A 17,841-nucleotide genomic window follows, 5' to 3' on the forward strand; every position below is an offset into this window, starting at 1 on the left:
GCACGAAACCCCGGGCGGCGCCGGCCGTCGCCCGGTTCGATCTCGATAACCTGTGAATGAAGAAGGGTCGCCTTGATGTCGGGCACTTGGCTGACAACCCGCGCGTGGCTTTTGATGCTGCCGCTTCTCGTGGTCATGATATCAGTCATCGGCTGGCCTCTGATCGATACCGTCGGCCTCTCCTTCACCGATGCCAAGCTCGTCGGCACCGAAGGAAACTTCGTCGGCATCGACAATTACGCGAAGATGGTCTCAGGCTCGAATTTCCAGCGTACGCTGATCACCACCGCATGGTTCGCGATCGTCTCGGTCGCCGCCGAAATGGTGATCGGCGTGCTGGCTGCCCTGCTGCTGAACCAGCAGTTTCGCGGCCGCACCGCGCTGCGCGCCCTGATGATCCTACCCTGGGCGCTGCCGACCGTCGTCAACGCCACACTCTGGCGGCTGATCTACAATCCGGAATACGGCGCACTGAACGCCGCGCTGACCCAACTCGGCATGCTGGATGCCTACCGCTCCTGGCTCGGCGAACCAGGCACGGCGCTGGCGGCCCTCATCGTCGCCGACTGCTGGAAGAATTTCCCGCTGGTGGCGCTGATCGCGCTGGCCGCACTCCAGGCCGTGCCGCGCGACATCACCGCCGCCTCGCTGGTCGACGGCGCCGGCGCTTTCGCTCGCTTCCGCTTCGTCATCCTGCCCTATCTCGCCGGCCCGCTGATGGTGGCCCTGGTGCTGCGCACGATCGAAGCCTTCAAGGTCTTCGATATCATCTGGGTCATGACCCGCGGTGGCCCGGCCAACAGCACGCGTACGTTATCGATCCTCGTCTATCAGGAAGCCTTCTCCTTCCAGCGGGCAGGCTCGGGGGCATCGCTGGCATTGATCGTCACGCTGCTGGTGACGCTGCTTGCTGCCGGCTACGCCGCTCTGGTGCGTAAGACCGCCGGGAGTGCGGCCTGATGGAACGCCAGAGCCCACTCTTTTCTGCCTTCATTCACCTCTGCGCCCTGCTGCTTGCCGCCGTCATCCTGGCGCCGATCCTGTGGCTGTTCATCATGAGCATCTCGCCAGCCGCCGACCTTGCCGCAAAGCCGCTGCGCTGGTGGCCGCAGACGGTGGATTTCTCTCGCTACGGCGTACTGCTCTCGACGATCGAAAACAGCGCTGGCGCCGCCTTCACCTCGTCGCTGCGCAACAGCATCGAGGTGGCGGGCATGGCGACGATCGCTGCCATCGCGCTCGCCATTCCGGCCGGCTGGGCTGTGTCGCGCACACCTTCGGTCGGCTGGTCGCTGTCGATGGTGATCGCCACCTACATGCTGCCGCCGGTGGCGCTCGCCGTGCCGCTCTATATGGGCCTCTCCCATCTCGGATTGCTGAACAACGTCTTCGGCCTCGCCCTCGTCTATCTCACCATCCTTGCGCCCTTTACCACCTGGTTGATGAAATCGGGCTTCGATTCCATCCCGCGCGAGATCGAATCCGCGGCGATGATCGACGGCGCCGGCCTGTTCCAGACGTTGAGGATCATCACGCTGCCGCTCGCTGCCCCCGTGGTGGCAACGTCAAGTCTCTTTGCCTTCCTGCTTGCCTGGGATGAATTTTTCTATGCGCTGCTCTTCACCTCGGACCAGCGGGCCAAGACGCTGACCGTCGCCATCGCAGATCTCGCCGGCGGCCGCGTTTCCGATTACGGACTGATCGCAACGGCAGGCGTGCTCGCCGCCCTGCCCCCGGTGCTGATCGGTCTTGTCATGCAACGCGCCCTGATTTCGGGGCTCACCAGCGGCGGCGTCAAGGGATGAACATGACAGCAGAAAGAACCCGGCCGGCCGGGCTTGCCGCGATCGATCGCGAAATGGCCCGTCAGCATGCCGACGCGGTCTCCTCCTATGAAGCAGCCCAGCCGATGGCCGTGAGGGCCGCCGCCTCGCTGAAGCGGACCGGCCGGCTGTTGCTCATCGGCATGGGCGGTTCGCATGCCGTCAACCGCGCCGTCGAGCCGCTCTACCGTGCCCTCGGCATTGATACCGTCGCCTTGCCGCTATCCGAGCAGCTCGGCCAGCCGCTGCCGATCGCCGGTAGGACGATCTTCGTCACCTCGCAATCCGGCGAAAGCGCCGAGGTCGTGCGCTGGTTCAACGAAACCGGCGGCACCGAGGAGACCTTCGGCCTCACACTCGAAGGCAGCTCTTTCCTCGCAAGAACTGCCCCGTCGCTCATCGGCACCGGCGGCACAGAGCTTGCCTTCGCCGCGACCCGCAGCCTGACGGTGACCTTCGCCCTGCATCTGGCAATCCTGGCCGCCCTCGGCGAAGATCCAGACGCCGCGATTGCCGCCCTCAAAGCGCCGGAAGACCATGACATCGCCGCCGCGCTCACCGCGCTCGAAAATGTCGCGACCATCGTCACGTCAGGCCGACGGCTGCAGGGTATCGCCGAGGCGCTGGCGCTCGGATTGACGGAACTGTCGCGCCGTCCCTGCTTCTCGCTCGAAGGCGGCCAGCTCCGCCACGGACCGATGGAGATGCTGGGGCCCGAGATCGGCGTCGTGCTGTTCCGCGGCTTTGACGAGACGGCCGGCCTGGTAACGGCGATGGCGACCTCCGCTGTCGAGACCGGCGCCCCCGTCATCCTGTTTGACGCCTCGGGCGAAGCGCCGGTCGCCGGCGCGGTGACGATCCGATTCGCCCCGGCAACCGGTCTTGCTGCGATCTTCGCCATGCTGCCGGTCGCCCAGCGGCTGATGATCGCCTTTGCCGACGCCCGCGTGGAGAATGCCGGAACGCCGGTCCGCTCCACCAAGATCACCCGGAGCGAATGAATGCGGCCGCTTGCAGTCATCGGCAACGTCAACATCGACCTGATCCTTGGACCGGCCGCCCCCTGGCCAAAGGCCGGGACGGAAATCATCGTCGATCATGACGAGTTACGGGTCGGCGGAGCCGCCGGCAACAGCGCGCTCGCCTGGCAAGCGCTTGGCGTCGAATTCGAGATCGCCGCCAATATCGGCAGTGACCAGTTCGGCCGCTGGCTGAGCGAAGCCTTCGGCCACCGTTCCGACAAGTGGCCGGTACGTCCTGAGAAAACGACGCTCTCCGTCGGCATCACCCATCCGGACGGTGAGCGAACCTTCTTCACGACAAAAGGCCACCTGCCGCGCTTCAGCCTGGCAGATGTCTTCGCGGTCATCGAGGGCGCAAGGCTGCAGGGCGGCTACGCCCTTCTCTGCGGCTCGTTCCTGACCGACGACCTGACAGCGGATTATGACGCCTTCTTCGACTGGGCCGACTGCCATGACATCACCGTCGCACTCGATACCGGCTGGCCACTCGACGGCTGGACAGACGAGAATTGCGCAGCGACACGCGCATGGCTCTCCCGCAGCGGTATCGCGCTGCTGAACGAGGTCGAATCGACGACACTTGCCGCCATTGCCGATCCGGTCGAGGCGGCGCGTCACATCAGGTCGCATATGCCAAAGGGTGCGATCATCGTCGTCAAGCGCGGCCCGGACGGCGCTCTCGCGATCGGGCCGGATGGCCTGTTGGTTTCGGTGGCAGCACCCGTTGTCGAGGTCGTCGATACGATCGGCGCCGGCGATGTCTTCAACGCCGCCTTCCTCGCCGCGCTCGCAAGCGATGAGCCGCTGATTTCTTGCCTGGAGGCGGGAACCGCAGTCGCCTCGCGCGCCATCTCCACCCTTCCCCGCAACTATGGCGGCCCGTTATCTCCTGAGGAGCCTGTGCGATGAGCGCGCTCGAAATTCAGAACATCCGCAAGACCTATGGCGACGTCGAGACGCTGAAAGGCATCGACATCTCATTGGAAAGCGGCGAATTCCTGGTGCTGCTCGGCTCCTCCGGCTGCGGCAAGTCCACCCTGCTGAACATCATCGCCGGCCTTGCCGAGGCGACGAGCGGCGATGTCAGGATCGGCGGCCGCTCGGTGCTCAGCGTGCATCCGAAGGACCGCGATATCGCCATGGTCTTTCAATCCTACGCGCTCTATCCCAATCTGACGGTGCACCGGAACATCGGCTTCGGCCTGGAAATGCGCAAGGTGCCGGCGCCCGAGCGCGACAATGCCGTGCGCGATGCCGCAAAGCTCCTGCAGATCGAAAACCTCCTCGACCGCAAGCCGAGCCAGCTTTCCGGCGGTCAGCGTCAGCGCGTCGCGATCGGCCGTGCGCTGGTGCGCAAGCCGGAGGTATTCCTCTTCGACGAGCCGCTCTCCAACCTCGACGCCAAGCTGCGCATGGAGATGCGCACCGAGATCAAGCGGCTGCACCAAATGCTGAAGACCACGGTCGTCTATGTCACCCATGACCAGATCGAGGCAATGACGCTTGCAAGCCGCATCGCCGTCATGCGCGACGGCCGCATCGAGCAGTTGGGCACGCCGGAGGAGATATACAACCATCCGGCAACGCTCTATGTCGCGACCTTCGTCGGTGCGCCGCCGATGAACCTTTTGAAGGCGACGGCGCGGGACGGCCGCCTGGCGCTTTCAGGCTCCGATGCCAGCCTGCCCCTGCCCGCCCGGTTCCGCGAGACGGCCGGCAATGGCCGCGACCTTATCCTCGGCATTCGTCCCGAAGCCCTTCGCACAGACGGCACCGGCCCGTCGATCGAGGCAACTCTTGAGGTCGCAGAGCTGACCGGCCCGGAACTCGTCGTCACTGCCATTGCCGGAAATCAGCGCCTGATGGCCTGCCTGCCGCCACGCACGCCGATCCGCGACAACGAAAAGCTCACCCTCTTTTTCGACGAGGAAGCAATGCATCTCTTCGACCCGCAAACCGGCCTCAGCTGCGGCCGCTAGAGCATGTCGCGCAAAAGTGTGCAGCGGTTTTGCGACAACGACATGCGTAAAAACAAGGACCTAAAGCGCGAGGAGCGAATCTGAAAGATCGCGACGCGCTTTAGCGACGGAACGGCTATCCCCGTCGGCTGTTCAATTTGCCGCGTCGGTGGGCTTGCGCTGGTAGACGTGAATATAGTCGACCAGCAGGATGGAAGGATTGGGCGTTTCATCGATCGGCCAACCCGAGCCCAGTGCCAGGTTCACCAGCGGATAAAACGGCATGTGGAACTCCTTCGGCGTGTCGAAGCTCCAGATGAACTGACGGTCAAGGTAGAAGCTCGTCTTGTCAGCTTGGATATCGACGCCGTAGGTGTGATATTCGCTGTTCAGAATTCCGTCCTGGACGGTTTGCCAATGGCCACCGGTGGTGTTCTGGCCGCCCTGGCTCTGACGCCAGATATGGAAGCCCATGCTGAATTCGTAGGGTGCGCGCCCATAATATTCCAGGACGTCGATCTCGGCGGTGTATTTCGACCGATCGAGCCCGATGAGCCAGAAGGCTGGCCAGACTCCCTTGCCCGGCGGCAACTTCATCCGCGCTTCGAAATAACCGAATTGCTGCGAGAATCCTTCGCCTTTCGGGTTCACCGACGACAACAGGCCCGAGCGCCAGGTTCCATCGGCCTCCTTGCGCGCTTCGATCTTCAGAATTCCCTGATCGGTGGTAAACGGAAAGCCGGGGGCCGGATCGGTGAAACGGGCGTCACCGAAATCGCCGTTCCAGGGCGTATGGGCGATCCAGCGGGAGCTTCTTTCTCCCCAGGCCGAGACGTCGAGACTGTCGAAGCTCTCCTCGAATGTTAGCTGGTACGCATTGATATTGAGTGGTTGCTGAGCCACGCTGGGTTGGCCGGGCAACGCCCCCAGACCGAGAACGATGAGCAAACCCAGAGCCTTAGAAGATATCCCGTAACGCATTCTGCTCCTCCGAAAACGCCAAACCAATCGTTGGACTACACTTGTCTCGATCAAAAGGTGAGAACCCCGTTTCGTCGCGGCATGAGCCTTTGGACGACGATGGTCTCGATGCCGTCGGGCCTTCCGACAACCTGCCACAGCAGCAGCGCGAAGGCCCAGAAGATCGCTACTGCCGCCCCGCCGCAAAGCGCCAGGCTGACGACAAGGTTGAGGCCGACAGGCATGGCGGAGAGCATCGGCTCGATCCACAGCAGGAAAGCGATCATCGGCAAGCTCGCGGCCAGAGGCCGCAAAAAGGCATACAACTGGGCAGCAAACGTCGCGCCGATCAGCCGCCGCGTGATGATGAGCGATGCGGCATAGGCGACAAGCACCGCCACGATCCGCGCGCCCAATGCGCCTGCCACCTGAAAATAGACAATGCCCAGGATGGTGACCGGAACCCTGACGGCGAACTCGGCAAACATCCGGAGAGCGAGATAGCGGGTTTTGTTCAGGACCATAGCCAATGGCGGCATCATGTTCGTGGGAAGACCGAGCAGACTGACGATGCACAGCCATTGCAGAATCGGCGCCGCGGATGCCCATTTCTCGCCGACGATAATCCGCACGGCCGGCTCGGCAAGAAAAGCGAGCGCGATGAGGATGGGCGCTGCCACGAAGGTGATCGCGTTCGTCGCCTTCAGATAGGCAGCGATCAGATTACGACGGTCATCGACGGTCGAGAATGCCGCCATCAGCGGGCGCAACAATGGCCCGACGAAGGTCTGGTATGGAATAGCGGCGATATTGTCGGCGACGCTGAAGGCGCCGAACGTCGACAAGCCGGTAAAGCGCGGCAAAAGCAGCCGGTCCAGTTGCCAGTTGATCGAACTCAACACCTGCGAGACGGTGTTCCAGCTGATCATGTCCTGAAAGTGCTTCCATTCGGAAAGGCTGAACCTCGGTCGCATCGGCGCAAAGACATAGGAGGTGATCGCCGCTGCGGTCGGGCCTGCAACCGCGCCGATCGCCAGTCCCCAATAGCTGCCGGTCGCGACCGCCACCCCGACACCGAATAGCAGTGTCGACCCCTTGGTGATGAGATCGAGTGCGAACTCGCGTTTGAAATCGAACCGCTGCATGAACAGAACCATGCGCGGGCTGATCACACTGCGCATGGCAGGCGCGATGGAGAGCACGGCGACAAGAGAGAAAAGCCGGGAATCGTCATAGATCAAAGCCATCGGCCAGGAGATGATCATCATCAGCGTGCTGATGGCCACGCCTCGAAGCAGGCTGAGGGTAAGGGCCGTGGCAAACATATCGTCCGAAGGCGACGGCTGACGCATCAGGGCCTGCGTCAGCGGCAGGTCCAAAATTGTCTCGACGATGACCAGAATCGAGGTCGCGATGGCGACGAGGCCGAAATCCGCTGGGCTCAAAAGCCTTGCGAGGATCAGGAGGCTGACGAAATCGAGCAGTCGCGCCAGGAATTTTCCGCTGATGGTCCAGATACTCGCCGTCGCCGTCCTCTGGGATACGCTTGACATGATCTATCTTCTATTCCTCGTCGGCGGATTGAGACGGTTTCGGTCGCAGCGGCAAGACAGGCAGCTCCGTCCTTCTCGTCAGCCCGGCCGCCTTCTGAAGACGTCGGCGGATCGGTCGCCATGGGTGGACAGTTGTTGCTCGATGAGGCCGGACAGACGGTCGCGGAACACGGCGGAAGAGAATTTCAGCGAGTGCGCGCGGATTGCATGCGGATCGATATCGTCCTCCACCTCTTCGAACGCCGCCATCGTTTCCAACAGAGCTTCCGTGGTCTGCTGCCCGAAGCGAAACCCGACCTGCGGCGAGGAAACGGTTTCCCTGGCGCCGCCGGCGTCGAAAGCCAGGACCGGCCGCCCCGATGCCATGGCTTCCACCGGAAGAATGCCGAAATCCTCCGTGCCCGGAAACAACAGGGCGCGGCATCGCGACAGGTGGTCGCGCAGAACGTTGAAGGGCTGATGGCCGAGAAACTCAACGGTCGGTCCGGCGATCGACTTCAGATAAGCCAATTGCTCTCCCTCGCCAATCACGACCAGCTTCCGCCCGGCCTCGGTGCAGGCGCGAACGGCAATATCCGGCCGCTTGTAAGTGGTCAGTTGTCCCGCATAGAGATAGAATTCGCCTTTTCCCTTCGCCACCGCAAAATCGTCAGTCGCAACGGGCGGATGGATGACGATGGATTCCCGGTCGTAGAAGCGGCGGATACGGCTCGCGACATAATCGGAATTGGCGACGAACACATCGACCCGCGAGGACGTCGTCACGTCCCAGGCGCGCAGCATGGGCGCGGTGATCGACATCAAGGCGCGACCCACCCAGGGCAGGCCATGCCGGTAGACATGGAACTGATCCCAGATGTAGCGCATCGGCGAGTGGCAGTAGCAGACATGCAGTGCGTCCGCGCGCGTGATGATGCCCTTTGCGGGTCCGGATTCGCTCGACAGCACGAGATCGTAGTCCTGCAGATCGAACTGCTCGAGCGCGAAGGGCATCAGTGGCAGCATCTTGGTATAATGCCGTTGCGCGCCGGGGATCTTCTGTAGGAAGGACGTGCGGATGTTCCGCGTCTTCAGAAAATCGCTGATGCGATCCCGGTTGCAGACGAGGGTGAAGATGTCGGCCTGCGGAAACATGCGGCACAGCTCTTCGACGACTTTCTCGCCGCCGCGCATCGAAACGAGCCAATAATGCACGATGGCGACACGAAGCTGCTTGGTGTCGCTCGCGCCTCCGGCCTCGGCGACACGTCTTTTCGCCATCACCGGCGCATCGCCGAGAAATGCCCTCGCGTCGGGAAGAGAGGTTGTTGCTTCAAGAGTCAACTCAATACTCCTTGTATCGCCACACCGTCTGTCAGCTCGGGAACCGCATTCGTCGAAATCAGGCTTTGGTATTCGGCAAGAAGCGCGTCGCGCCATTCCTCGTGTGTCGAGGCGAGATCCGGCGACAGCCGGAAAGCCCGCTCGCTCATGGCGCGGACCTCATGCCCCGGCATTTGGCTAAATCTCGTCAAAGTGTCGGCAAAGGCGCTTTCGTCAGCCGTATCGCAGGCAAGCGCCATGCCGGCTCTTTGCATTTCCTCGGCGAGAAAGGCGCTGCGCGACATGATGACGGGCAGACCGCTCCTGGCCGCTTCGATAGCGACGAGGCCGAACGGCTCGGGATAGCGCGACGGCATCAACAACGCGCGCGCTTTGCGGATGGTCGGGCCGATCTCCGCATGCGACTGCCAGCCGACGGCCCTGACGTGATCTCCCGAAGCTGCGACCAGCGGCATCAGCGGCCCGTCCCCGATCACGCAGAGCTTGACGCCGGCTTTGCGCGTGGCGGCCACGGCGTCCTCTATGCCCTTCTCTTCGTCCAACCGCCCGATGAAGACGAACTCCTCATTGGCCTCCGCCTCGATGCGTTTGATGGATAGCGGAGCGACGGGATTGCGGATCGTCGTCAGTCGTTCGGGCCGATATCCGGCGCCGACGAGAAAGCCAGCCATCTTCTCGTGTAGCAGGATGATCCGGCCGAAGTCGGCCTGATCCTTCAGCAGCCGGAGGATATTGGAGCCGCGGGCAACCCGCCACAATTTGTGCGAATAACTTCTCTTGTCGCAGGCCGTCGCAATGCAGCTTCCGCCGAGCGGGCGTCGAAGGCAGATTTCCTGCGCCTGATAGTCGAAGAAGGCGCCGTTGGGGCAGGCCGTGAAGAAATCATGCGCGTGAACCACGCATCGTCTGGCGACCGGCAGCAACGCCCTGAAAATCGCGGGAGACAGGATCTGGTGCCAGCCATGGACATGGTAGACTGTATTGGCGGTGTCCTTTGCGGCAATCCAGTTCGCGACCATACGGACGGCGGCGCCATTGTGAATGCCGGTCACGAAGGCCTTCGCACGCTCGGCGCTGAGCAGGTCGCGGCTGTTCAGCCCGATCATTGAGACTCCGAGGGCGACAAGCTCCGCATTGGCGGCGTCATCCCCGCAAATATAGGTCACGGGGATGTCGAGCCCCCGAAAAAGCTTGGCCGATAGCACCGCCAGCGCCGTCGCACCGCCTCTGGCCACCGAATAGTCGTCGATGATGACCACGCGATCGATCTTTGTCGTGCCGAGGCCGGGAAAGCGGCCAACGCTTGTGGCAGATCGGAGAACCTCGGGAAGCGACGGGCGCATCACTTCACCGAAACCGCGCCGTTGGCACAGGCCTCCAACGCCTTGCGGTTGATAATGCGGATCTTGCCCTGCCCCCCGTCGATGATCTTGCTTTCCCGCAGGCGCCGCAGGCATTGATTGACCTTCTCGCGAGACGCCGGCAGCGTCGCGGCCAGGTCATTTTGCGAGATGATCAGTTCGTCCCCGCTGTTTGCCGCATCTTTTCCGTAAACAGCGGAGAGCCGCAGCAGCGTGCTGGCCAGCCTCGACTGCAGGCTCGACGCCGCATTTGAAATGATCCGGAGTTCGAGCTCTGAAATACGTGCCAGCGCCCTGGAGAAGACCTTTTCGCGAAAGCAGGGATCGCTGGCGTACATGTCGCGCAACAGCCGGCCTTCGAAGAAATGCAGTTCGCAGTTGGAACCGGCTCGGTATTCGAGGCTCAACGTCTGCCTGCGCAGAACCTCGAGCTCGCCGATGAGGCCGGATTTCGGAATGATCTCGACGATGAATTCCCTGCCGTCGGGCAGCATCGTGCTGGCGCTGACTACCCCCGAATGTACGCGAGCGAAGGTATCGACGAGGACGCCGGCGCCGGCGATGACCTCGCCGCGCCGGAAACGCCGGACGCTCGACCGGCAGGAAAGAAATTCGTCGTCGATGACGATGCGGCTGTTGAGATGAATGCTGCCGTTAGTCGATATCGCCGCCTTGCCGATGCCGGCCCTGCGATCTGATGCGTGTGTCACCCCATCCATGCGCATAACTCCGAGTACTCGAATAACCATAGGAAATGCTGCACTGCATCATTTATATTGTCTTAATATGGGTGTCAAATAACATCCCCGAGAGACAGCGTAAAGATCAAGTCTACATTTAGTTGTGAAACAAAAATACATCAGCAATTGAAATCAAAATCTCGACGGAATCGAAGATAGATCGTATGATTGAAGACAGGTGCTTATTAAAAAGTCTTCCTGAGTTAAAAATAAGCAATAATAGAAATGTTGACATCAAAAATATAAATGAATACCTGCGAACTATCACCTCGAAGTAGGTTAGATTGGCATTTGCAATGAAAAGAGGCTACCGAGGACTAGTCGGAATTCTCGAATGCCGCTTAGTAGCATAAAGAATTTATTAAGGATTATGACCTTGGTAACAGACAACAAGAGTGCGGCGCAGCAAACATTGAATGGTTCTTAATCGGAATATTTGGAGACCACCGATGACATGGGAAGCACATAGTTTCGAGGCTTGGTCGCGTGTCGGACGGTCCGCAGAAGGCGGCGATCTCCATTCGTCCCGGCCTCGTGCGGCAGGCAGATCGTCGAAGCGCGCGATAGACCTTCTCATCGCGATCATTGCGCTGATCCTGCTTTCCCCGCTTCTGTTAATCGTCGCATTGATCGTCAAGATTAGCGACCGCGGCCCGGTCTTCTATTCCCATACGCGCATCGGCGTCGGCGGAGCGCCGTTCGGATGCCTCAAGTTTCGCACGATGAAGACCGATGCGAGTGCTCAGCTTGCCGAATTGCTGCAAAACAACCCGATTGCGCGAAGCGAATGGGAAGCGACACGCAAGCTGAAGGACGATCCGAGGATCACGGCGGTCGGCGAAATTCTGCGGCGGTCGAGCATCGACGAGCTACCCCAACTGATCAATATCATGCGTGGTGAAATGAGCCTTGTCGGCCCCCGGCCGATCACCGCCGAGGAATTGCCGCGCTACGGCGAGCATATATGGGCCTACATGGCCGTACGCCCGGGCCTGACCGGTCACTGGCAGACCAGCGGGCGCAACGATGTCAGTTACGAGTACCGGGTTTCCCTCGACGTTCACTATCTCGACAACTGGTCGCTCGGCCGGGACTTCGTCATCATTGCCAAGACCATTCCGGCTCTGTTTTCGCAACGTGGCTCGTACTGAGCATTCAAGGGGAGAGCTGCCGATCATGCCTGAAATCGGAAGACATGCTGCTCCCTCCGTCCCCTCCAAGCTGCCACTACCTGGTTACTCCGTGATCTCGCCATTTTGGATTAGGACGACATGACCTCCAGCACGATCTTCAGCGGCGTTTCGCCGATACCTCTGGCTGCCGCAGCCCCTGGCGGGAATTCCCCGCTGACCTTGCGGGATATGCTCTTCTTTCTCAGAATGCGCTGGCTGTGGGTTCTGGCGACAACTTTTGCCTTCCTCGCAATGGCCGGGGCCTACGTGCTGACCGCCGAGCCGACTTTCGTTGCCAGCACGCAACTTGTGATCGTCCCCCAGGTGAGCGGCTCTGAAGCGCAGAGGGCTTTCGCGGAAGACGCGTTCATAGAGGGACAGCTGGAGATTGCCAGATCCAGCGATGTCGTCGGTGGAACGGTAAGGGCACTTGGTCTCGATACCGATCCCGACTTTGTCGATCAGACGCCTTCGCTGCAGGATAGGGCAAAGAACTGGTTGATGGGGATTTCTTCTGAACCGGATACGGAATCGCAGCAAGCAGCAGGCACAGGGCCGCGTGAAGCACAACCGCACGCGGAGGACGAGCGGATCCAGGATCGGGCGATCGCCACGCTGCTGAACATGATAGGAATACGCCGGGTCGGGAGTTCGACGATCATCGAGATCTCGGCTGCTGCGTCGACCCCTCAAAGGGCCGTCGACATCGCCGATATGCTCGCTAGGCAATATATCCAGAAGAATATCGCGATGAAGGCCAGTGCTTCCCGGCAATATAGCGAATGGCTGGAAAGATTCGTAAGCGAGCAGCAGCGTGGACTGGCCGAGGCCGCCAGCGCCCTGGCCAGCTTCACCAGCAACCCGCGCGATCAGTTCAAGCTTGCGGAGCTGCAGAGTGCAACGGATGCCCGCCGCAGCCTCTATGAAAATACCTTGAACCAGCTGACGGAAGCCCGGCAGCGCATCACCTACCCGGTGTCCGATGCCACGATCGTCTCGCGGGCCACGCTGCCTCTTTCGAAGGCCAGACCGCGCAGCACGCTCATCATCGCCTTTGCGGCGGCGGTTGGTCTTGGCGTCGGCTTGGCACTCGCCATGATAAGGCACGTCGGCGATCGCCGGATCGTCCGCCCCCATCAGATCGCGGAAGCCAGTGGACTGCCCTTTGTCACTTTGCTGGGGACATCGAGGAGGACCCACATTGGTCACCCTGCGCGTTTTCTCCCCGCCGGTACCGGTAACAGCAGCACAGCCGCCTATCCTGTTATTCCGGGCATGGCGGAACTGAGCGCGACGGTTGTCGGCCTTCGACGCAAACGCCGGGTCGTCATTGGAATCGTCGCCGTTGATCCCGGCAGCGGAGCCTCGACCATTGCACGCGAACTTGCAGTGCTGTCGTCGATATCAGGGGCTCACACGCTGCTGATCGATGCGGCTGCGCAGAAGTCGTCACTCAGCAATTCGATCGCGCCCCATAGTTCCACAGGCCTCGTCGATGTTCTCGACAATGGCGAACTGATCCAGACGGCGGCATTGCCCCTCACCTCGACACTGAAATTCCTTCCCCTCGGCAAGATCGAAGTCGTGACGCCGGCCATTCGCCTCAGTTCCCGCCGTACGCAGTTGAGCTTCGCCGACCTGAAAAAGGAGTTCGACGCCATATTCATCGACATCTCCGCATTCTCTGCTTCGCCGGATGCCAATGCGATCGCGCCGGAACTGGACGGTGTCCTCGTGGTCACCTCGCACGGACGCACCTCGATTGACGATACCATGCGCGTCATCGACACCCTGCGGAATGTCGGCGCGGAGATCCTCGGCGCAGTCATCAACCATGCACCGGAAAGAATGCACTCATGACCTCGCCTTCGGCAGAAGCAACCAGACAGGACGGCCCGATCAGGCCGGCGCCTGTTCCTTGCGGCGCTGAAGCCATGGCTGAGCGCGCGAAGCGCCCGTTGCGAATGGCCGTGGGGATTGCTTCGGCAGGCCGCCCCTCGATACTGCGGGAGACGGTCGATTATCTCACCACCCTGCCGGACCAGCCGGAGCGGCTGATCGTCTGCGTGCCCGCGATCGACGACGCCGCCGGGCTCGCCGACCGCCTTGATGTGGAAGTCATCGTCGGCAGCCGCGGCCTGACCTCTCAGCGCAACAGGATCATCCAGGCCGCCGCCGCCGATACGGATGTTCTGATCTTCCTGGATGACGACTTCATTCCCGCCGCGACCTTCCTGTCGCGGATGGCGGCTGTCTTTGCGGCAAACCCCGACGTGGCGATCGCCACCGGTGAAGTTCTGGCCGATGGCATCCTCGACGGTGGCCTCAGCATGTCAAACGCCCTGCAGGTTCTTGAAACTACGGCCGAAGGGGCCGAGCAGGTGACGGAAATCTATAACGCCTATGGATGCAACATGGCGGTTCGCCTTTCACCCATTCTCGAGCACGCGCTGGCCTTTGATGAGCACCTACCGCTCTACGGCTGGCTCGAGGACGTCGATTTCAGCCGGTCCATCGCCCGCTACGGCAGGTCCGTACGGGTCGAAGGCGCCCGTGGGGTGCATCTCGGCGTCAGATCCGGGCGCCAGCCCGGTCGGAGACTCGGCTATTCGCAGGTTGCCAATCCTGTCTACTTGATCCGGAAGGGCACGATGTCGAAGGGCCGCGCCATTGCACAGATCGGCCGTAACATCCTGGCGAATACGCAAGGCCTATTATTCAATGATCGCTTGATCGACCGCTGGGGACGTTTGAACGGCAATTTGTTGGCGCTGTCCGATCTTCTTGTCGGACGCGCCTCTCCGTCCCGCATTCTCGAATTCGGCAATCCCTTGCCGCGCGAGATGCCTTCGCCGTCGATCGCAACGAAACGGAGATAGCAGACAATGCAGCGCACATCCTTGTCCGATCGCCTCATCTCCGCCGCCCTTGCCTTGCTGGTATTTTCCTGCGTGACCGGCTGGAGCGTCGCCCATGCGGAAAACTATACCCTCGTGCCGGAAGATCAGGTGAGACTGCGGGTCGTCGAATGGCGATCTTCGGATTCCCGCTATGCCAGCTGGGAAGCACTTGGCGGGACATATACAGTCGATGATGCCGGCAATCTGGCAATCCCGATCGCCGGCCAGGTGCAGGCGATCGGGAAGACGACGGAACAGGTTTCCGATGCGATCGCCACTGCGCTCGCCGAAAAGGCGGAACTGCCGGGAAAGCCATTCATCGCCTTGGAAATTGCCCAGCATGCGCCGATCTTCGTAACCGGGACCGTGCAGACCCCCGGGCGTTATGCTTTTGAGGCCGATATGACGGTCATGAAGGCCGTCAGCATCGCCGGCGGCTTCCTTCGCGAGCGCGAGGAGAATACCGTCTTCGAGCGCGACCGGATCCAGGCTGCCGGGGCCTATCGAACGGCCATTCTCAACCGGCGCGATCTTCTGATGCGTCAGGCACGGTTGCGAGCCGAGATCGCCGGCGAACAGAGTTTCGAGATCCCTGCCGAGCTCGCCGGAACGCCCGATGTAGACAAGCTGAAGGCGCAGGAATTGAACCTGATGCGGCTGCGACGTGTCGATATCGAAAGCCAGATCGATGCGGCGAGCGACCTCACCCGTCTCTACGGCCAGCAGGTCCAGTCGCTCGAGGCCAAGATCAATTCGCAAAAGCGGCAGATCGAGCTCGCGCAAAAGGAACTGGATAATGTCAACAGCCTGGTGAGCAAGGGCCTGGTCAGCAATTCCCGTCAGGTCTCGGTCGACCGTGGGGTCGCGGATGCACAAGGCACCCTGATCGATCTCGAAGTCGCCCTGACCACCGCTCGCCAGGGGCTCAGCGAAGCCGATCGTTCAAAGATCAATATCGTCAACCGGCAGAACAGTGAAAACCAGGAACTGCTGAACCAGGTCAATCTCGCGATCGGCAGGGCGGCAATCGACATCCAGGTGGCCCAGCTTCTCGGCGAGCAGGCTGGCTACAGCGCGCAGCTCGCCCAGATGAATACGGAAACGCCGGGTCTTGGCAGAGCGCAAAAGAACTACAGGATCGTGCGTCGCAACGAAGACGGGACTTATCGCAACATCGAGGCGGACGAGACGACCACCTTGCGGCCGCATGATGTCGTCGAAATCGGCATCGATACGGACCTTCAGACGCCGTCGCCTCCGCTGCAGTTGCAGTCCGCGCCGCAGCAGCAAAGCTCGACCGTCCCGCTGTCGAATGTGGCAGGCGATAATCAGGCGGCTCCCGGCTGGATATCCCAGACGGGATCGAATTAGGGGGCGGTTGTGACCATCGACGACAGCTGGCGACTTCCGCCTCAAGCATCGCGCCGAAAGGCGGATGCCGGTCTTCGGCAAAACCGATGCCTCCGCCGCTCGCCGTCCGGATCGGGATCTGAAGCATGTCGATAGAACCGATCGGTTTCATCGTTCTGCTACTTGGCCTGCTCGGCATGGTCAACGGCGCGCGTTTTGCGATCGCGACCCTTTGCCTCTCAACGTTGCTGGGGGCCGCTGCGGCTCTCCAATTGCCCGCGCTCGGCGGCAGCAGCATCCAGCCAAGCCATCTTCTGGTGCTTTTTCTCGTGGCCGCCGCCCTGCTGCGCCCGGCTCAAACACAGGCCATGCTGGCCAGCATGGCCTATCCGGGTCCCGGTTTCTGGTTTGCCGCCTACATCCTGTTTTCCGTGGCATCGTCTTTCTTTTTGCCCCGCATCTTTGCAGGCGCGACCCTCGTCTACTCCTCTGCACGAGACGCTACGGGCATGATGTCGACGGTGGCCGCTCCCTTGTCGCCGGGCTCGTCCAATCTCAGCCAGTCTGTCTATCTGCTCGGCGACCTCGCCTGCTTTGCCGTCATCTCGGGGCTTGCCAGGCTCGGATATGCCCGTTTCATCGCACTGCAGTTGATCGTGGCCTCGATCGCATGTTTTGCCCTGGCGTTGATTGATATCGGAACGTTCCTGACCGACCAGTCCTACCTGCTCGATGTCATCAGAAATGCGAATTATACGATGCATACGGCCGAGACGATCAGTGGCTTCAAACGCATCGTCGGCCCGTTCCCCGAAGCAAGCACTTATGGCGCGGTCGCATTGGCCTATTTTTCCTTCACGCTCATGCTTTGGCTGGAGCGCGTCCAAAGCCGTATGGCGGGAGTTGCAACGCTTTTCCTTGGCCCGACGATCGTCCTTTGCACGTCGACAACTGCCTATATCGCCGGCATCTTCGTTGTCTGCATGTTCGTGCTGTATTGCTTGAAACGACTGATCGGCGGCCCGGCCACGACCCCGCATGTGACACTCCTGGTGATCACGCTGTTCTTGATTCCCTGCGGGATCGTCGCGCTAAGCCTTGTCCCCGATGCGTGGGATTCCATCGCCGGCCTGGTGAACACCACCTTGTCGGACAAGCTTCAATCGCAATCCGGCGAAGAGCGCACTGCCTGGAACACGCTGGCATTGATCGCATTCGTCGATACAGCCACCTTCGGCGCCGGGCTCGGCACGGTTCGAGCCTCGAGCTTCATCGCTGCATTGCTCTCCAATGTCGGATTGACCGGCACTCTTCTCTTCGCCGCCTTCCTATACAGCCTTGTGAGAGCCTCCGGCCGGCATATGTCAGGCGATCGGGAGATGCGCGCGATCGGAAACGCTGCGGTTATGGCATCCATCGCGCAGGTCGCCTCGGCGGCGATATCGGGAAGCGGTACCGATCTCGGCTTGCTGTTCAGCACGACGGCGGGTCTGGCGGCCGGCTGCCTGGCGGCAACCAGTATCTCGCCACGGCGCGCAAAGCGATCGCTTGCCAACCGAACCCCACTGGAGACATCGACATCTCTGACGAGAGCGCCGATGTTTTCAACACGATGAGGCCCGCAGTGAAGCTCAGCCATCGCGCGGGATGGCGATCTCGTCGAGCCATCGGCGTGTCGG

15 protein-coding genes are annotated in these 17,841 nt (G+C 61.3%); 10 read left to right on the forward strand and 5 right to left on the reverse strand.

Going from position 1 to position 17,841, the window contains the following annotated elements; all coding sequences use genetic code 11:
* The first annotated feature begins 75 nt into the window (after positions 1–75).
* The 5 genes from CUJ84_RS17930 to CUJ84_RS17950 are packed head-to-tail and all read left to right on the forward strand — an operon-like array spanning position 76 to position 4,824.
* A complete protein-coding gene (locus CUJ84_RS17930) occupies positions 76–960 on the forward strand; it encodes a carbohydrate ABC transporter permease (RefSeq protein ID WP_105007199.1) in 885 nt (294 codons plus the stop codon).
* Complete coding sequence (locus CUJ84_RS17935; RefSeq protein WP_105007200.1) at positions 960–1,805, forward strand: carbohydrate ABC transporter permease; 846 nt, start codon at positions 960–962, stop codon at positions 1,803–1,805. Before CUJ84_RS17930 ends, CUJ84_RS17935 begins: the two co-directional genes overlap by 1 nt.
* Positions 1,802–2,824 (forward strand): SIS domain-containing protein, encoded by a 1,023-nt coding sequence (locus tag CUJ84_RS17940; RefSeq protein ID WP_105007201.1) that lies wholly within the window; start codon positions 1,802–1,804, stop codon positions 2,822–2,824. The genes CUJ84_RS17935 and CUJ84_RS17940 overlap by 4 nt, the downstream gene beginning before the upstream one ends.
* On the forward strand, positions 2,825–3,754 hold the full coding sequence (locus CUJ84_RS17945; RefSeq protein WP_105007202.1) for a PfkB family carbohydrate kinase: 930 nt from the start codon (positions 2,825–2,827) through the stop codon (positions 3,752–3,754).
* Complete coding sequence (locus CUJ84_RS17950) at positions 3,751–4,824, forward strand: ABC transporter ATP-binding protein (RefSeq protein ID WP_105007203.1); 1,074 nt, start codon at positions 3,751–3,753, stop codon at positions 4,822–4,824. The genes CUJ84_RS17945 and CUJ84_RS17950 overlap by 4 nt, the downstream gene beginning before the upstream one ends.
* 132 nt (positions 4,825–4,956) lie before the next feature.
* Here CUJ84_RS17950 and CUJ84_RS17955 read toward each other — a convergent pair whose 3' ends face one another.
* From CUJ84_RS17955 to CUJ84_RS17975, 5 genes are all read right to left on the reverse strand, one after another.
* Positions 4,957–5,784, reverse strand: coding sequence for a glycoside hydrolase family 16 protein (locus CUJ84_RS17955; RefSeq protein ID WP_012758759.1), 828 nt, complete (start codon positions 5,782–5,784; stop codon positions 4,957–4,959).
* Positions 5,785–5,834: 50 nt separating this feature from the next.
* Complete coding sequence (locus tag CUJ84_RS17960; protein WP_105007204.1) at positions 5,835–7,316, reverse strand: lipopolysaccharide biosynthesis protein; 1,482 nt, start codon at positions 7,314–7,316, stop codon at positions 5,835–5,837.
* Positions 7,317–7,394: 78 nt separating this feature from the next.
* On the reverse strand, positions 7,395–8,639 hold the full coding sequence (locus CUJ84_RS17965; RefSeq protein ID WP_105007205.1) for a glycosyltransferase family 4 protein: 1,245 nt from the start codon (positions 8,637–8,639) through the stop codon (positions 7,395–7,397).
* Positions 8,636–9,985: a glycosyltransferase family 4 protein gene (locus CUJ84_RS17970; protein WP_199788724.1), complete on the reverse strand. Its 1,350-nt coding sequence runs from the start codon at positions 9,983–9,985 to the stop codon at positions 8,636–8,638. The genes CUJ84_RS17965 and CUJ84_RS17970 overlap by 4 nt, the downstream gene beginning before the upstream one ends.
* Positions 9,982–10,719, reverse strand: coding sequence for a Crp/Fnr family transcriptional regulator (locus CUJ84_RS17975; RefSeq protein ID WP_105007207.1), 738 nt, complete (start codon positions 10,717–10,719; stop codon positions 9,982–9,984). The genes CUJ84_RS17970 and CUJ84_RS17975 overlap by 4 nt, the downstream gene beginning before the upstream one ends.
* A 470-nt stretch (positions 10,720–11,189) precedes the next feature.
* Between CUJ84_RS17975 and CUJ84_RS17980 the strand changes: the two genes are divergently transcribed.
* The 5 genes from CUJ84_RS17980 (at position 11,190) to CUJ84_RS18000 (ending at position 17,778) form a co-directional block, all read left to right on the forward strand.
* Positions 11,190–11,891, forward strand: a complete 702-nt coding sequence (locus tag CUJ84_RS17980; protein WP_105007208.1) for a sugar transferase — start codon at positions 11,190–11,192, stop codon at positions 11,889–11,891.
* Positions 11,892–12,011: 120 nt separating this feature from the next.
* Positions 12,012–13,772 carry a GumC family protein gene (locus CUJ84_RS17985; RefSeq protein WP_105007209.1) on the forward strand — a complete coding sequence of 587 codons (1,761 nt, stop codon included), beginning with the start codon at positions 12,012–12,014 and terminating at the stop codon, positions 13,770–13,772.
* Positions 13,769–14,791 carry a glycosyltransferase family 2 protein gene (locus CUJ84_RS17990; protein WP_199788725.1) on the forward strand — a complete coding sequence of 341 codons (1,023 nt, stop codon included), beginning with the start codon at positions 13,769–13,771 and terminating at the stop codon, positions 14,789–14,791. The genes CUJ84_RS17985 and CUJ84_RS17990 overlap by 4 nt, the downstream gene beginning before the upstream one ends.
* Before the next feature lie 6 nt (positions 14,792–14,797).
* Positions 14,798–16,183: a polysaccharide biosynthesis/export family protein gene (locus CUJ84_RS17995; protein WP_105007210.1), complete on the forward strand. Its 1,386-nt coding sequence runs from the start codon at positions 14,798–14,800 to the stop codon at positions 16,181–16,183.
* 125 nt (positions 16,184–16,308) lie between these two features.
* Positions 16,309–17,778: a hypothetical protein gene (locus CUJ84_RS18000; RefSeq protein WP_105007211.1), complete on the forward strand. Its 1,470-nt coding sequence runs from the start codon at positions 16,309–16,311 to the stop codon at positions 17,776–17,778.
* Positions 17,779–17,841: the final 63 nt, after the last annotated feature.

Source organism: Rhizobium leguminosarum (assembly GCF_002953715.1).
In the GTDB taxonomy this organism is placed as follows: domain Bacteria; phylum Pseudomonadota; class Alphaproteobacteria; order Rhizobiales; family Rhizobiaceae; genus Rhizobium; species Rhizobium leguminosarum_V.

Coding starts and splice junctions, on each gene's coding strand:
- CUJ84_RS17935 (WP_105007200.1), top strand. CDS start 960: ATGGAACGCCAGAGCCCACTCTTTTCTGCCTTCATTCACCTCTGCGCC.
- CUJ84_RS18000 (WP_105007211.1), top strand. CDS start 16,309: ATGTCGATAGAACCGATCGGTTTCATCGTTCTGCTACTTGGCCTGCTC.
- CUJ84_RS17975 (WP_105007207.1), bottom strand. CDS start 10,719: ATGGATGGGGTGACACACGCATCAGATCGCAGGGCCGGCATCGGCAAG.
- CUJ84_RS17930 (WP_105007199.1), top strand. CDS start 76: ATGTCGGGCACTTGGCTGACAACCCGCGCGTGGCTTTTGATGCTGCCG.
- CUJ84_RS17950 (WP_105007203.1), top strand. CDS start 3,751: ATGAGCGCGCTCGAAATTCAGAACATCCGCAAGACCTATGGCGACGTC.
- CUJ84_RS17940 (WP_105007201.1), top strand. CDS start 1,802: ATGAACATGACAGCAGAAAGAACCCGGCCGGCCGGGCTTGCCGCGATC.
- CUJ84_RS17995 (WP_105007210.1), top strand. CDS start 14,798: ATGCAGCGCACATCCTTGTCCGATCGCCTCATCTCCGCCGCCCTTGCC.
- CUJ84_RS17990 (WP_199788725.1), top strand. CDS start 13,769: ATGACCTCGCCTTCGGCAGAAGCAACCAGACAGGACGGCCCGATCAGG.
- CUJ84_RS17955 (WP_012758759.1), bottom strand. CDS start 5,784: ATGCGTTACGGGATATCTTCTAAGGCTCTGGGTTTGCTCATCGTTCTC.
- CUJ84_RS17960 (WP_105007204.1), bottom strand. CDS start 7,316: ATGTCAAGCGTATCCCAGAGGACGGCGACGGCGAGTATCTGGACCATC.
- CUJ84_RS17985 (WP_105007209.1), top strand. CDS start 12,012: ATGACCTCCAGCACGATCTTCAGCGGCGTTTCGCCGATACCTCTGGCT.
- CUJ84_RS17980 (WP_105007208.1), top strand. CDS start 11,190: ATGACATGGGAAGCACATAGTTTCGAGGCTTGGTCGCGTGTCGGACGG.
- CUJ84_RS17945 (WP_105007202.1), top strand. CDS start 2,825: ATGCGGCCGCTTGCAGTCATCGGCAACGTCAACATCGACCTGATCCTT.